General features: G+C 59.0%; 13 protein-coding genes and 1 pseudogene. 6 read left to right on the top strand and 8 right to left on the bottom strand.

The annotated features are described in order from the left end of the window. Positions 1-164, top strand: a 164-nt coding sequence (locus AC1D1B_RS18585; protein WP_477333922.1) for a BA14K family protein, incomplete at its 5' end; no start/stop codon positions are given. Positions 165-1,077: 913 nt separating this feature from the next. Here the strand turns inward: AC1D1B_RS18585 and AC1D1B_RS18580 are convergent. Both AC1D1B_RS18580 and AC1D1B_RS18575 read right to left on the bottom strand, forming a co-directional pair. After that, positions 1,078-1,521, bottom strand: coding sequence for a hypothetical protein (locus AC1D1B_RS18580; RefSeq protein ID WP_477333894.1), 444 nt, complete (start codon positions 1,519-1,521; stop codon positions 1,078-1,080). A gap of 147 nt (positions 1,522-1,668) precedes the next feature. Next, a pseudogene (locus tag AC1D1B_RS18575) lies at positions 1,669-1,917 on the bottom strand (terminase small subunit); the annotation flags it as partial. Positions 1,918-2,438: 521 nt separating this feature from the next. Between AC1D1B_RS18575 and AC1D1B_RS18570 the strand changes: the two are divergent. Further along, positions 2,439-2,735 (top strand): PilZ domain-containing protein, encoded by a 297-nt coding sequence (locus AC1D1B_RS18570; protein WP_477333893.1) that lies wholly within the window; start codon positions 2,439-2,441, stop codon positions 2,733-2,735. 286 nt (positions 2,736-3,021) lie between these two features. Here AC1D1B_RS18570 and AC1D1B_RS18565 read toward each other — a convergent pair whose 3' ends face one another. From AC1D1B_RS18565 to AC1D1B_RS18555, 3 genes are all read right to left on the bottom strand, one after another. Next, positions 3,022-3,231 carry a hypothetical protein gene (locus AC1D1B_RS18565; RefSeq protein WP_477333892.1) on the bottom strand — a complete coding sequence of 70 codons (210 nt, stop codon included), beginning with the start codon at positions 3,229-3,231 and terminating at the stop codon, positions 3,022-3,024. A 150-nt stretch (positions 3,232-3,381) separates the two neighbouring features. Next, positions 3,382-3,714 carry a low affinity iron permease family protein gene (locus AC1D1B_RS18560; RefSeq protein ID WP_477333921.1) on the bottom strand — a complete coding sequence of 111 codons (333 nt, stop codon included), beginning with the start codon at positions 3,712-3,714 and terminating at the stop codon, positions 3,382-3,384. A gap of 206 nt (positions 3,715-3,920) precedes the next feature. Further along, on the bottom strand, positions 3,921-4,205 hold the full coding sequence (locus AC1D1B_RS18555) for a hypothetical protein (RefSeq protein WP_477333891.1): 285 nt from the start codon (positions 4,203-4,205) through the stop codon (positions 3,921-3,923). 210 nt (positions 4,206-4,415) lie between these two features. On the opposite strand from AC1D1B_RS18555, the gene AC1D1B_RS18550 reads away from it, so the two are divergent. The 3 genes from AC1D1B_RS18550 (at position 4,416) to AC1D1B_RS18540 (ending at position 5,598) form a co-directional block, all read left to right on the top strand. Further along, positions 4,416-4,715 (top strand): DUF1236 domain-containing protein, encoded by a 300-nt coding sequence (locus AC1D1B_RS18550; RefSeq protein ID WP_477333920.1) that lies wholly within the window; start codon positions 4,416-4,418, stop codon positions 4,713-4,715. A gap of 216 nt (positions 4,716-4,931) precedes the next feature. Next, positions 4,932-5,231: a helix-turn-helix domain-containing protein gene (locus tag AC1D1B_RS18545; protein ID WP_477333890.1), complete on the top strand. Its 300-nt coding sequence runs from the start codon at positions 4,932-4,934 to the stop codon at positions 5,229-5,231. A 94-nt stretch (positions 5,232-5,325) separates the two neighbouring features. Continuing rightward, positions 5,326-5,598 (top strand): hypothetical protein, encoded by a 273-nt coding sequence (locus AC1D1B_RS18540; protein WP_477333889.1) that lies wholly within the window; start codon positions 5,326-5,328, stop codon positions 5,596-5,598. Positions 5,599-5,620: 22 nt separating this feature from the next. Here the strand turns inward: AC1D1B_RS18540 and AC1D1B_RS18535 are convergent, their stop codons facing one another. Continuing rightward, positions 5,621-5,752: a hypothetical protein gene (locus AC1D1B_RS18535; RefSeq protein WP_477333888.1), complete on the bottom strand. Its 132-nt coding sequence runs from the start codon at positions 5,750-5,752 to the stop codon at positions 5,621-5,623. 676 nt (positions 5,753-6,428) lie between these two features. On the opposite strand from AC1D1B_RS18535, the gene AC1D1B_RS18530 reads away from it, so the two are divergent. Beyond that, positions 6,429-6,638, top strand: a complete 210-nt coding sequence (locus AC1D1B_RS18530) for a hypothetical protein (RefSeq protein WP_477333887.1) — start codon at positions 6,429-6,431, stop codon at positions 6,636-6,638. A 68-nt stretch (positions 6,639-6,706) separates the two neighbouring features. On the opposite strand, the gene AC1D1B_RS18525 is transcribed toward AC1D1B_RS18530, so the two are convergent. Next, positions 6,707-8,785, bottom strand: a complete 2,079-nt coding sequence (locus tag AC1D1B_RS18525) for a response regulator (RefSeq protein ID WP_477333886.1) — start codon at positions 8,783-8,785, stop codon at positions 6,707-6,709. Positions 8,786-8,795: 10 nt separating this feature from the next. Beyond that, the gene (locus AC1D1B_RS18520; RefSeq protein ID WP_477333919.1) at positions 8,796-14,507 is read right to left on the bottom strand and encodes a HAMP domain-containing protein; all 5,712 of its coding nucleotides are present in this window, start codon (positions 14,505-14,507) and stop codon (positions 8,796-8,798) included. Positions 14,508-14,517: the final 10 nt, after the last annotated feature.

The following is a 14,517-nucleotide window of genomic DNA, read 5'->3' as shown; positions in this document are numbered from 1 at the left end:
ATGCAAGCTACTCTTCGATGGATGGAAACGCCTCAACGGACGACGTCCGCCCCCAGCTTTCGGCTGACCATGTCGACTATTGCCTCAGCCGTTACCGCTCCTATCGGCCGGAGGACAACACGTACCAACCCTATTCGGGTGGCCCACGAAGGCAGTGCCAATAGGGGAATTGCCGCTATGGAGCTTCCGCCGATTTCATAGGAACTTCGACGTGTCGAAAGGGTTGAGACCAGTGACGGCGGAGCATTTGTTTGACCCTCAACAGCGATGTCGGGTCACCCTAATTCGCCGTCACGCCCTTCCAAGAAAAACCCCGCCGAAGCGGGGTTTTGTTGTGGGCTGGGCTATGGGCTAATGCAGATACCCCAAAAACCACAGAATGATGATGATTGGTATCGGGATTCCAAGGAGCCAGAGTAGTCCGCCTCTTAGCATTATTTCCTCCCTTTAGTTGGCTGGAGGGGAAACGCTCCTCGATGGGCTTAGTTCCGGCGGCGGACCTGACTAACCGCCCGGCCGGCGCCTTATATCGGGCAAAATCTCCCGCCTGGCGGCGCCGGCCATTTTCTAAGCGGGCGGCCCGCAGGATTTAGATCGGTCGCAGGTCGCCCTAAGCAAATTGGCTGAGTCTGGAGAAGCAAACGTATGAGACGGCGCCAATTGCCTTAAAAGTGGCTTGCGCTCATTCTTAAGTCAGCCAGCACCGCGCCTCGTTCAAGCCAGACTGGTCAGGCCCAGCGACAGCCGCCGCCCCAAGTCCCCTAGACCATGCCGCTGGGCCGCCCTGCGTCCGATAAGACGCGTCGGGCGACGGCGCGCTCCCGACTAGGCGGCTGTGTACCAGTGCCGCCATAGCGAGGCCCGTCGCTGCGCGCCCCCAACAGCGGCGGGCTTTTTTGTATTCGCCTTTGACCAAGGGCCGACTTGCCGGCTAGCCCAAGATCAGGAATATAATCCTCCCGTTGCGGCGATTCCCCTCAAACGGAGTTCGCTACCATGGCCAGAACCAAACCTTCCAAACAGTCGCCTACGGCTGAGCAGCGCTGGGCACACATGGTCGACGCCGTTGCTTGCAGCCTACGCCTTTGCCTCCTCCAACGAGGCATCGTACGCCTGCTGCTCGCGCTCCCATCTTTCGTCCTCGTCAGCTTCCTCTTTGTCCAGTTCCTCCCGTCGCTGCCTGATGGAGTTCATGGCGTCATCATGGCGGCTACGAGCCCGTTCGAAAACGGTATTGGCCTTAGCAATCACTAGCTCGCGTTGCCTGATCTCACGCGCGCGCTGGGCCTCTGCTTTTGCGCGATCGAGGGCCGCACGGTTTTCTTCCTTTTCGAGAGCAGCAGACGCTTTCAGTTCCGCCTTCTCTGCGGATTTCGCGTCGGCTTTCTTGCCGGCGTCTGCGGGTTGCGCACGATCCTCCGGAGCCCGCCGACGCCCCTCGGGTGCTTTCGGAAGCATAGCCTTTTCAGTGAATTCGCCATGCGATCCGACCGGCCGCCGCAACACCACGCCACTACGCATTCCGGCTCGCACAAGGGTAGGCAGGAAGCTCATCGGGCGATTGAGACAAGCGGCCTCCAAGGGGAAACCCGACCGTTGCCATCTCGACAGCGAGAGGCATCCACACGAAGCGCGCGGCTGTGTCCTCGTCGATCTTCTCGCTTGGCACTAGCTTGACCGGATAAATGCCGACACCGTTCGGCTTGGCGTTTTCGACTCCGTGCATCGGGCTGCGGCCTCAGTGCAACCACTTGCGGATGTCGGCAAAGGCATCTTGGCCAGCTCGGCCACAATGCATTCTTGGGTGACACCAAACTCCTGAGCAATACCCGCCTGCCTAGCTGAGATGGCCTCAGCAACCATAACATTCGATAATAGGCGCGATCCCTGCACCTGGGCCGCCAAGTCGCTGTAGTCGGCCCGATTTGCGCCTGTGTGGCATTCAGGTCGATCATGAAATCATCGACGACGCGCGACAGCTTCGCCGTCAACTCGGTTGCTGGCATGGATGGATCTGAGCGAGTGCGCTGAGGTGATTTGATCGGAACAGAGCGGGCCAATCGCCGTTTGAGTCACCGGCAAACCAAGGCAATTCGGCATTGAAAAAGAAACCCCCGCTACCCGTGAATTCGTCAGTCAAACTTGAGCGCACCGATACGGGCTGGCTGCTATTCATTGTGCTGCCAGGATTGGGCGAGACTGGAATAACCGCTCCGCACAAAACATTCGATGAGGCGATTGCCACTGTAAAGGGGATGTTTGAGGTCGAGTAGGTAGTTGCCTGCTGAACTGGTTGTCGAAAGGCGCTTGCTGAACGGACCACGATCTGCGCCTTCGTGCGCTGTTACTCAGGAAAGCAAGACGCTAGGTTTAGGAGGTGCTATGATAGAATTCATTCTGACAACATTGGACGGGCAAAAGCTTCGCGGACAAAATGTATGTCACCAAATCCTCCCTCTGATGACAACCGTCGCCAGCATCGCCAACGTGTGCTGAAAGGCGGGGCGATAATCACCGGAATACAAAATTCGGAGGTCAGTTGCTCACTTAAGAATCAACATGATAGGGGTGCAGAATTACGCGTAGCCGCCGATACAAGGGTGCCGGAGCACTTTCTGCTATACGTGCCAACCGACGGAATTGCCTACCGTTGCGAGGTTCGTTGGCGGCGAAACGACCGCATCGGTGTGAAGTTTACCGGCACCGAGCCAAAACCAAAACTGCATTATGGCTAAGCTGACCGGCGACAAAGCTTCTCCCGTCGGCCCGACCGTCTTGGGGACCAGTCGGCAGCGGGAAGAGTGTGACGTCGCACCGCTGCAGCCTCACCAACTTTCGCGGCTTTGTGCCAGTTCCAGCAAACAAAAAAGCCCGCGCCAGGGAGGTGGCAGCGGGCCAGTTTGGGGAGCGCTAGATGAAAACAGTGCAGATAACTGGCTTGTTTCCCAATGGTTCCGCCTGGCCGACGCGAACGCAGCTCCCGGGCCGGCCAGGCGACACGCAATCGCCCGTTGTTCCTTGCTAGCGCCCGAGCGGCTGTCTGGACAGCGAAACGAGCTCGGCTTCATCGGTTACGCCGACCATGTAATTCGCGATGATCCGCGATGCGATTGCTTCACGCGCTTCCTGTGATTGGCCTGCAACACGAAGCTGCTCGAACACGCGCGCTAACAAATCCAGTTCGGCTGGCTGCAGAATACCGGCGTCAGTCGCTCTCCGTCGGATCGGCATGGCTACCAGCCCCCCCTCGCAAAAATCCTGTAGCGAAGCACTGTGTAGGTCCTCTTCGCCGTGCAAGTGCTTCGCTGTAGCGACGAGCCCCGCACCCATTACGCGCCTGTCGATGTCACTAGCTCCTCACTAAGTAGTTGCAGCGGATGGCTAAACTGTTTTCGCTGCTTCTTCTTCCAGAGTCTGAAGCTTTTCCCGAATTTCCTCCGGCTCGGCATGCTCTAATCCGACTACGTCATTTCTGGTTTCCTGCAGCGAGACGATAATCTCATCAAGTTTGGCGTGGATAGCAGCTGTGTCGCGATAGCCTTGGATCAGCACAACCCCGGTGATCACGATGGCCGCAACCGACAGTGCGTAAGTGACTACATTTGTCAGGCCGAATGGAACCAGCGCCGTGCAGAGCAGCATGGCTATGAGCAGGAAATAAAAACCCGGAGGGCGGGATAGAAAGTCCCCCACCATAAAGAGGAAGCGATTCATATCCAGCCAGACGTCAAAAAGACGACCACTGCCGTGACGGCGACGGAAATAGGCACGGCCGCGAGCCAGCTCGCCTCCAGGAACCAAGTCTCCTTGTCACGAAGCATCGGACATCCTCCTCTCTCTCTCTCTCTCTCTCTGCAGTCTCCGGACAACACCGCCGCTCCTGCTTGGAGCGGCGGGCATTCGCTTTTCTCGATGGAGTATCAGCCGCCACTAGCAGGGGCTGGGGCGGCAGGCTTCGCCGGTCCGGCTGGAGCTTCCACCTTAGGTGCTTCCACCTTAGGTGCTTCTACCTTTGGCGCTTCCGCCTTTGGAGCTTCCACCTTTGGCGCTTCAACCTTGACGTTGATGTCCTGGCCGCCGCCACCATGGATATTGATGACGCCGGTAAATATCAGCAAGACTACGATTGCGATAAGTCCAATAACAACAGCAATCGCAGTGCCGCCGCCACCACCAGAATTAACAACAGTTGGGCCGTCAGCCATGATGTCCTCTCCTTATTAGTTCCTTAGATTTGCATAACGATCGCTACTACATAGCGTTCCACCCCAGGGGCTAGGGTCTACGCGAGATAGGCCTTTAGTCTGATGCACTTCGGACTGAAGCCCCATGACAGGAACAATAGGCCGCTATTCAAGTTCGATTTCCTGGCGAGCAGGCGTGGTGCTGCCGCCATGTTCAACGAGGAGAAAAATATGAGAATGCACCTCACAAGCGTCGCCGCGGCGGCGGTGCTGTTGGCCGGCGTTGGCGCAGTCGCAGCGCAGGATGTCATCATCACACCTGAACAGGACACGGTCGTCCGTGAATACGTGAAAAAGCAGCCGCTCGCCTCGGTGAAGCTCCCCGGCGTCGAACTCAATGTCGGGACCGCTTTGCCTGACACGGTGGAACTTCACGAAGTCCCGAACGTCAAGTATCGGTATGTTGTGGTCGACAACCGCACCGTCCTGGTCGACCCGGGCACCCGGAAAATTATCAAGGTCTACGACTGATCGAATGGCTTGTCGCCCGCCGCCAGTCGGGCGGCGGGCTGCGGATTTCACATCGCGAACCAGGACGATCGAAAATGATGTATGACGTCGAAACTTCGCCAGCTCTTGATGCCCGCTTGGCTGATCTCAACGCTAGAATGCGGGATGCACAACTGACCTCCGATCGCCGCAGATAGGTCGAGGGAACATTTTAGCCATCTCGAATGTTCAAATCTTATGGACAGCCGACACCTACTCTCAGCAGATCAATCAAGAGCAGCACGCGCCATACTGAACTGGTCGCGAGTGCGCCTTGCCGCAAAGGCCAATCTTAGCGAGATGACGATCAGCGATTTTGAGAACGGCGTTAGGAAACCCCGTCCCCACAACATCGCGGCCATGCGCCAAGCGTTTGAGGAGGGCGGAATTATCTTCACCCTGGACGGCACTCCATCGCTGGCCCGCCCTGAAGGTGATAGCGGTCTCGCCACCGACAATAGAATGTGGAGCCGCCGGCAGAGAAAAGCATACGGATAAAGCCCCTTGAAAGGCGTATTGGCAACGCCTTGACGAAGCGTTCGGCCGCGCCAGAATCGTACGCATGGCGCGGGAGATCAATATTGGCGACTAGGTGGCGACCGTTGCCATTGTGAGCAAACGAATCGAAGAGCGCTTGGCGCTTTATATCCCCACCGCCAATTTCCCCTATTCGATCATCGACCCCCACGCCAAGCCAGGGGACAAGATCAGATTCGAGGGTGAAGTTGTGCATGTTGACGACGATCTAGGCCGGGTAACGGTCCGGGCCCTGGGCCGCGTCACGGTCGACGCTGAGACCGTCCATTTGGTAAGGAAGTTCCGCCGGTCGAAAGGCACGACGCCCCTGCGTGATAAGGCGGAATGACTATCGGGCCGGCTCGTTCCGGCTATCGATTTGGGTGATCCTTCGCCATAACCTTGAAAAAGAGAAGGCACGCCGCCAGCGACACACACACGCTCATCAAGTCGTCTGCTGTCAGGCCAGAAAGATAGACGAAATCAAACGCCAGCACGGCCATTGCTCTACCCTATGATTGGCTCGGAAATTTCACGACGATAGAACTGTTAGAGAACACTAATGTTCCGCTAGGTGTGTGGCGGTGCACCCGTCTCAATCCACTCCTTGCCGATAAGGTCTGTCCGACTTTCTGCCTCGACTGCAGATATTGAGAATGAGGGTAACGCCTCTGCTCCTCGCCCTGCCCGATGTAGCCATGCAACTCGCCCAATCTGGCGGCAAGAGTGGCCTCAGCCGCTTTGATCTCCGCCGCTAGACTCGGCCAAGTGCAGATCCTGTTGGGCTGGCGTCATAAAAAGAGCCTCCAACTGGCCGCCTGCCCCATGGTCATCTGGCGATGGACCCGCCGATCTAACATGCGTTGCCATTTCACGGTCGATTACCCTCAAACCGTTCATCCAGGAACTCCGGCGAGCGTGGCTCAGCCGAAAGGCCGCCGACGTGGACGTACTCCCTGTGGAACAGCAGCCATGCATACGCGACCTCGTCGGACCCGCTCCTTCTGTGCGCTATCGCGGCCCGGTGCGGTCCGAACCAACAGATTCCAGGTTACACTTGCCGCAACCGTAGCCCTTTCATTTGGCTAGCATGATGCGATTGCGAAACGGTCGCAGGAACCAAAGCGGTGGACGGGGATTGGTTTATCGAAGGGACGTCACACCGAAGGATTCGGAACGATGGCCGAAATTCTTGATTTTGAATTGGCGACGGCTCGCTTGCGCGTGAAACGAGCCGAACATTCTCTTGAGCGCGCCAACGGATTGCTAAACGACGAAAACCCCGGGGTTTGTCTTAGCCTCGCCCTCTGCGGTCGGATCAGATCCGAACAACGGCGGGTCGATGAAGCAAAACAGCGCTTGGCGACGCTCAATCCGTCGCGTCAGTGAGGTTGTTCCCATGATCGAACGCCGGGCCCTAGAGGCGCACGATCTCCGCCCTCGCTCTTAAAAGGTCTCTACACATGCCGCTGGCCTGTCTTGATGTTTTGGGGCTCAGCATTGGCAATAGCGAGGAAAATGCTTTCGACCAGATCCTTGTCGCGGAAGGGCTTGGCGAGCAAGGGCACGTCCGCCGGTCGATTGGCGATGTCCTCCGCATCTGCATAGCCCGTGATGATCACCGCCGGCCAATCCGAGCGCAGATTGCGCGCGAAGCGTATGACGTCCACTCCAGATACGAGCGGCATTGCAAAGTCGGTTACGATGACGTCGAAATCGGAGGGTGTGCGTTCGATCATGGCCAGCGCCTCCGCTCCTCCCCCCGCGCAGGTCACCTCAAAACCACGTTGGCGAAGCGACTCGGCTGTCAGTTGCCGCAACACGTTGCTGTCATCGATCAAAAGGATCGATGGTTGCTCCGCCGCCAGAAGCGTCTGCCCAACGTCGCTCTCCACCAAGGGGCTGGTTGGCTCCGTTGCGGAGCGTGGCAGCCACAGTTGCATGGCTGTCCCACGATCGACGACGCTGTCGATGCGTAGCGTACCGCCAGATTGCTTCATAAATCCGTAGACGGTGCTGAGACCAAGACCCGTTCCCTTCCCCACGGGCTTCGTGGTGAAGAAAGGCTCGATCACCTTTGCGAGAATGTCAGGTGCGATGCCCGAGCCTGTGTCCTTGACGGTCAAAACGACATAGTCACCTGCCGGAACGTCTTCCCACCGGTTTCCTACCGAACGGTTGTGGGCATGTACTGTTATCGTGCCACCGGTGGGCATGGCGTCGCGAGCATTGAAAACAAGATTCATCAAGGCCAGCTCGAGCTGTCCGGCGTCCACGTGTACAGGCCATACCGCGTCGTCGATCTGCCAGTCGAACCGGATCAGCCCTCCCAAAACGGGGGCCACCAGTCCGTTCATAGTGTCGCCAAGCGCGGCGAGGCGCACCGCTTCCGGCTTCAGAGTTTGACGCCGCGAGAAGGCGAGCATTCGAGTGACAAGATCGGCGCCTTGTTTGGCAGAGCGCCGCAGCAGGTCGACAACCTGGCGTCCCTGATCATCCATTCCCCGGCGCTCGAGCAATCCCAATCCACTGAGAATGGCGGCGAGCAGATTGTTGAAATCATGGGCAAGGCCACCCGTCAGCTTGCCGATCGCGTCCAGACGCTGTGATTGCAGCAACTGGTCCTCGAGGCCGCGCCGCTCGGTGACGTCAAGCAATGTCCCTAATATCTCTGGTTCGTCGCCGTCAGAGCCGTTCGACATCACACCTTGGTCAAGGAAGATGCGATACTCACCATTGGCGCACAACCAGCGGAATTCGCATGTATAGGAGCCGGTGGTTTTTGCCTCCAGCAGTGCTTGCTCCAACCTTGGACGATCGTCAGGGTGGACCCGGCTAAGGCCGAAGGTCGGATCTGAGGTCAGTTCGTCGGGCGAATAACCGGTAAGGCGCTCGACACCTTTGGTGACAAAGCGCGCTGCGAAGGGCGGCTCTGCTGCCCTCGCATGAAAACAGACCGGCAGCGAACTCAAAATGGCAGCCTGCCGTTCCTCCGAGTTGCGCAGGGCCCGCTCGGCCTGAAGCTTGTCCTTCTGCGCCTGGAGTGCCTGCGCCAGCAGCCCCTGCTCGGTCGCTGCGTTTCGCTGGATCTCCAGGGTCTTTTCGTGGAGTTCAACGAAAACCGCGACTTTCGAACGCAGCATGATCGGATCAAATGGCTTGAACACATAGTCGACCGCGCCGGCATCGTAGCCGCGCAGCATGTGAGCCTCCTCCTTGTTGATGGCGGTCAGGAAGATGATCGGCGTGCGCTTGGATTGTTCGCGCTGGCGTATGAGCGCAGCCGTCTCATAGCCATCTATACCAGGCATGAGCACATCCAGCAGGATGACGGCGAAGTCTTCCTTCAGCAGAAAGCGCAGAGCTTCTTCGCCGGATTGGGCGCAGATGACGTCGCCGGTTGTGGCGAGCACTTCGCTGATCGCGAGCAGATTGCGCTCATCGTCGTCCACGGCGAGGATACGGGCTCGCGCCAGCCCCTCGTTTGACTTCAAGAGCTCAGGTTTCCGTACTTTGCTTCTCGCTACCTTTTGCATGGACCGGCCGTCAGTTCACTGCCATGAGCATTTTTTCCGATGTGTCGACGCGTGAGCGGGAACGACCAATCCAGACGCGAAGCAACGCCAGCAGAAGATCAAGATCGACCGGTTTGGCGATGTAGTCCGAAGCACCAGCATCCAGGCATTTTTGCCGGTCGCCCTTCATCGCTTTGGCGGTCACCGAAATCAGCGGGATGTGAGCGATCGCAGGTGTGCCGCGGATGCGCCGCATCGTCTCGTAGCCGTCCATCTCCGGCATCATGATGTCGATCAACGCTGCATCGACGTCGGGAGTCTGTTCCAGAAGCGTGATGCCGTCGCGGCCGCGCTCGGCATGCAGAACCTGGATGTCGTAGGTCTCCAGGACGCTGGTGAGCGAGTAGATGTTGCGGATATCGTCGTCGACGATGAGCACCTTTGCCCCTGCCAGGTCGGACTTGCTATTCTCTTCGACCACTGGCCGTTTTTCTTCGCGGCCCTCTCCGGGCAGCGTTGCCGAAATATGAAGCGCCAGCTGCGCAAAATTCTCGGCCCGTGGCACATCCGCAAGCACCGGATTCAGCGCCAGAACCTGTTCGAGCGCATCCGGATGTGGGGCAAAGAACAGCAACTGCGGCATGGCATCGCCGAACTGGGCAGTGACCTCGTCCAGTGCTTGCGCATTGTCCTTGGCGGAGCGTCCGAAGCCGAGCACGACAGCATCATATGAAGCCATGCCGGCGTCGTCCGCATTTGCCGCGAAACGACCGACCGCGGTCACCGAAGTCACGCCGTCGCGGATCGCTTCGACAAGCGAAAGCCGGCGTTCCGGATCGGGGTCGGCGACGAGAACACGGCGCTGGATGCGCAGCTTCTTGGAATGGATGTCCTGAAACACCTTAATCAGTTCATCCGAGGATACCGGCTTGGTGGAGATGCTGGATGCTCCCTTGTGGGCAAGACCGTCAATGTCCTCTGCGCCGGAGATAACGTGAACAGGAATTCCCCTTGTCTTCTGGTCATGGCGCAACAGATCGAAAAGCACCCAGCCGTCGATATCCGAAAGCCCAAGGTCTAGTGTGATAGCGTCGGGAACCAGTTTGCGAGCCAATGCTAAAGTGCCCGAACCCGCGTTCGATAGCACGCCTTTCAAGCCGGCGGAGCGGGCTAGACCAAGCAGCAACCCTCCAAATGTCGGGTCGTCCTCGACGATCAGAACGACGCGATCGGTCGGCGATATGGAGTCGCGGTCGTCGATCAGCTCAGCCGAAGGGGGACTGCCGAGCGATGCTGGGGCGGCGATAGCGTCTGTCAGCGGAGGCAACACCGATTGCGCCGCCGCCACGCGAGGGCCGGCGAACGGGATGACCAGAGTAAATGTCGACCCTTTGCCCGGCGTGCTTTCGACCCGCAACTCGCCGCCAAGCAAGCGGGCGATCTCCCGGCTTATCGAAAGCCCGAGCCCGGTGCCGCCATATTTGCGGCTGGTGGTGCCGTCTGCCTGTTGAAAGGCCTCGAAAATCAGCTTCTGCTTGTCTTCGGGAATGCCGATGCCGGTGTCGGTCACGGCGATCGCCAGCGCCTTCACCGGCTGTGCGGAGCCGGTCCGGCGCCCGGTCTTCTCGACCCGGAAGTTCAAGCTGACCTCGCCTTGCGAGGTAAACTTGAATGCATTCGACAGCAGGTTGAGGACAATCTGCTGCAGGCGCTTCTCATCCGTGCGGACTGTCTCGGGAAGGGCTGGGTCGACTTTGATGGTAAAGACAAGGCCCTTGTCGGCCGCCAGCTGGCGGAAGGTGCGCTCCATGTGCTGACGAAGATGGGTCACCGGCATATCGTTGATGTCAATAGAGACGGTGCCGGATTCGATCTTCGACAGGTCGAGGATATCGTTGATGAGGCTGAGAAGGTCGGTTCCGGCAGAGTTTATGGTGCGCGCGAACTCGACCTGCTTTTCGTTGAGATTTCCCTGCTGATTGGTGGCAAGCAGGTTGGAAAGAATGAGCAGCGAGTTGAGCGGCGTGCGCAGCTCATGGCTCATATTGGCCAGGAATTCGGACTTGTACTTCGACGTCAGCGCCAACTGCTCGGCTTTCTCCTCCAATGCGCGGCGTGCCATCTCGATTTCGAGGTTCTTGTTTTCGACCTGCTTCTTTTCGTTTTCGAGCAGCTGCGCCTTTTCCTGCAACTCCTCGTTCGTCGTATGCAGCTCTTCCTGCTTCTTGGTCAGTTCGGTCTGACGCGCCTGCAACTCCGAAGTCAGCAGTTGCGACTGCTTGAGGAGACCCTCCGTGCGCATCGTTGCGGCAATGGTGTTGAGAACGATGCCGACGGATTCCATCAGCTGGTTGAGAAACGACTGGTGCGTGTCACGAAATTCGCCGAAGGAGGCGAGTTCGATGACGGCCTTGACCTCGTCCTCGAACAAGGCGGGAAGGATGATGACATTGGCCGGCGAGGCGCTTCCGAGACCCGATGTGACGCGCAGGAATTCCGGCGGCACATTGTCCAGCATGATGGCGCGTCTGTCGGCGGCACTTTGCCCGACCAGCCCCTCGCGCAAATCAAGGCGCTGCTTGATGGCAGCCTTGCTTTCGGCGCCGTATGACGCCGCCAGCTCGAGGTAGGATTCTTCCTCGTCGCGATTGGTGACGTAGAACACCCCGTATTGAGCGTTCACCAGCGGAGCGAGCTCAGACATGATGAGCCGCGACACAGTCGCGAGGTCGCGCTCGCCCTGCAGCATGCGCGAAAACCGGGCGAGATTGGTCTTCAACCAGTCCTGCTCGGCATTCTTCAGCGTCTGATCCTTCAGATTGCGGATCATTTCGTTGATGTTGTCCTTGAGCGCGGCGACCTCACCGGAAGCTTCGACGCTGATCGAGCGCGTCAGATCGCCCTTGGTGACCGCAGTCGAGACTTCGGCGATGGCGCGAACCTGGGTGGTCAGGTTGGCGGCGAGCTGATTGACGTTGTCGGTCAGGTCGCGCCACAGGCCGGCCGCACCCGGCACACGCGCCTGCCCGCCGAGCTTGCCCTCGATACCCACCTCACGGGCGACATTGGTCACCTGGTCGGCAAAGGTGGCGAGCGTTTCGATCATGCCGTTGATGGTATCGGCCAGCGAGGCGATTTCGCCCTTCGCGTCCACCGTCAGTTTGCGCTTGAGATTGCCTTGCGCGACCGCTGTCACGACGTCGGCGATGCCACGCACCTGGTTGGTCAGGTTCGTCGCCATCAGGTTGACGTTGTCGGTTAGATCCTTCCAGGTGCCAGCGACGCCTTCGACACGCGCCTGTCCGCCGAGCTTGCCCTCGGTGCCAACCTCGCGCGCCACGCGCGTGACCTCGCCGGCGAAGGAGTTGAGCTGGTCCACCATCGTGTTGATAGTCGATTTCAGCTCGAGGATTTCGCCCTTCACATCGACCGTGATCTTCTTCGACAAGTCCCCGCGTGCAACGGCGGTGGTGACTTCGGCGATGTTGCGGACCTGGCCGGTCAGATTCTCGGCCATAGAGTTCACATTGTCGGTCAGGTCCTTCCACGTGCCGGCAACGCCACGCACCTGCGCCTGGCCGCCGAGCTTGCCTTCTGTACCTACCTCGCGCGCCACGCGCGTCACCTCCGAAGCGAAGGAATTGAGCTGATCGACCATCGTGTTGATCGTGTCCTTGAGCTCCAGGATTTCTCCGCGGACATCGACGGTAATTTTCTTCGAGAGATCGCCGAGCGCCACGGCCGTGGTCACCTCGGCGATGTTGCGCACCTGGCCGGTCAGGTTGGCGGCCATGGCATTGACGTTGTCGGTCAAATCCTTCCAGGTACCGGCGACGCCGCGCACCTGCGCCTGGCCGCCCAGTTTTCCGTCGGAGCCGACCTCGCGCGCCACACGCGTCACCTCTGATGCGAAGGAATTCAGCTGGTCGACCATCGTGTTGATGACGTCTTTGATCTGCAGGATTTCACCGAGAGCATCGACGGTGATTTTCTGCGTCAGGTCGCCAGTCGCGATAGCCGTCGCAACCTTGGAAACGTCGCGCAACTGCACCGTCAAATTGCCCGCCATGGCGTTAACGTTGTCGGTCAGATCCTTCCAGGTGCCGCCGACGCCCTCGACGTGAGCCTGTCCACCGAGCTTGCCTTCCGAGCCCACTTCGCGAGCCACACGGGTGACTTCAGATGCGAAGGAGTTCAACTGATCCACCATCGTGTTGACGGTATCCTTGAGCTCCAGGATTTCGCCCTTGACGTCGACGGTGATCTTTTTCGACAGGTCACCACGCGCCACAGCCGTAGTCACCTCGGCGATGTTGCGCACCTGACCAGTCAGATTGGCGGCCATAAGATTGACGTTGTCGGTCAGATCCTTCCATGTGCCGCCGACGCCCCTCACCTCGGCTTGGCCGCCGAGTTTGCCTTCGGTACCGACCTCGCGCGCCACACGGGTCACTTCGGAGGCGAAAGAGTTCAGCTGATCGACCATCGTGTTGATGGTGTCTTTGAGTTCGAGGATTTCGCCTTGAACGGCGACCGTGATCTTCTTCGACAGGTCGCCCGATGCGACAGCCGTCGTCACCTCGGCAATGTTGCGCACCTGGCCGGTAAGGTTTTCGGCCATCGAGTTGACGTTGTCCGTGAGATCCTTCCAGGTGCCGGCGACGCCGCGCACCTGTGCCTGCCCGCCCAGCTTGCCCTCGGTGCCGACCTCGCGCGCCACGCGCGTCACCTCGCCGGCGAAAGAATTCAGCTGATCGACCATGGTGTTGATGGTCGACTTCAGCTCAAGGATTTCGCCCTTGACGTCGACGGTAATCTTCTTCGACAGGTCGCCCAAGGCCACTGCCGTCGTCACTTCGGCAATGTTGCGCACCTGGCCGGTCAGGTTCTCAGCCATGGAATTCACATTGTCGGTCAAGTCTTTCCACGTGCCACCGACGCCTTCGACCCGGGCCTGGCCGCCAAGCTTGCCCTCAGTGCCCACCTCGCGCGCCACGCGCGTCACTTCCGAGGCAAAAGAGTTGAGCTGATCGACCATTGTGTTGATGGTGTTTTTCAGTTCGAGGATTTCGCCTTTGACGTCGACGGTGATCTTCTTCGACAGGTCGCCCGAGGCGACCGCGGTCGTGACCTCTGCGATGTTGCGCACCTGCCCGGTTAGGTTTGTTGCCATGGCGTTGACGTTGTCGGTGAGATCCTTCCACGTGCCCGCCACACCCTTGACCCGGGCTTGGCCGCCGAGCTTGCCTTCGGTGCCGACCTCGCGCGCCACGCGCGTCACCTCCGAGGCGAAGGAGGCCAATTGGCCGACCATGGTGTTGACGATCTTGCCGATGCGCAGGAATTCGCCGCGCAGGGGTCGGCCGTCAATTTCGACCATCATGGTTTGCGACAGGTCACCCTTGGCAACGGCGCCGATGACGCGGGCAACCTCAGCCGTCGGCTGAACCATGTCTTCAATGAGATCGTTGACGGACCGAACGCTGGATTCCCAACTGCCGGTGGCGTTGCGCACCCGGCCGCGCTCACCGATCCGCCCTTCCTTGCCGACGACCCGGCTTAAGCGCTCGAATTCGCGCGTCACCTGGTGGTTGAGATTCACGATTTCGTTGAACGTTTCAGCGATCTCCGAATCAACGCCTTCATACACATTGTCGATACGGACGGAAAAATCACCGCGCCGAAAGGCTTTTAGAGAATTTAGAATGGTTCGACGGTCCAACTGCTTTTTGGATGCCTGCACGGTCACAGCG

The organism is Mesorhizobium sp. P2_C5_2 (assembly GCF_056404535.1).
Note: the sequence above shows the minus strand (reverse complement) of the source record. Positions and strands in the feature narration are given on the sequence as shown.

What these genes read in the sequence shown, in the direction of transcription:
- AC1D1B_RS18580 (WP_477333894.1), bottom strand. Translation starts at nt 1,521, where the DNA reads ATGCGTAGTGGCGTGGTGTTGCGGCGGCCGGTCGGATCGCATGGCGAA.
- AC1D1B_RS18570 (WP_477333893.1), top strand. Translation starts at nt 2,439, where the DNA reads ATGTCACCAAATCCTCCCTCTGATGACAACCGTCGCCAGCATCGCCAA.
- AC1D1B_RS18565 (WP_477333892.1), bottom strand. Translation starts at nt 3,231, where the DNA reads ATGCCGATCCGACGGAGAGCGACTGACGCCGGTATTCTGCAGCCAGCC.
- AC1D1B_RS18560 (WP_477333921.1), bottom strand. Translation starts at nt 3,714, where the DNA reads ATGAATCGCTTCCTCTTTATGGTGGGGGACTTTCTATCCCGCCCTCCG.
- AC1D1B_RS18555 (WP_477333891.1), bottom strand. Translation starts at nt 4,205, where the DNA reads ATGGCTGACGGCCCAACTGTTGTTAATTCTGGTGGTGGCGGCGGCACT.
- AC1D1B_RS18550 (WP_477333920.1), top strand. Translation starts at nt 4,416, where the DNA reads ATGAGAATGCACCTCACAAGCGTCGCCGCGGCGGCGGTGCTGTTGGCC.
- AC1D1B_RS18545 (WP_477333890.1), top strand. Translation starts at nt 4,932, where the DNA reads ATGGACAGCCGACACCTACTCTCAGCAGATCAATCAAGAGCAGCACGC.
- AC1D1B_RS18535 (WP_477333888.1), bottom strand. Translation starts at nt 5,752, where the DNA reads ATGGCCGTGCTGGCGTTTGATTTCGTCTATCTTTCTGGCCTGACAGCA.
- AC1D1B_RS18530 (WP_477333887.1), top strand. Translation starts at nt 6,429, where the DNA reads ATGGCCGAAATTCTTGATTTTGAATTGGCGACGGCTCGCTTGCGCGTG.
- AC1D1B_RS18525 (WP_477333886.1), bottom strand. Translation starts at nt 8,785, where the DNA reads ATGCAAAAGGTAGCGAGAAGCAAAGTACGGAAACCTGAGCTCTTGAAG.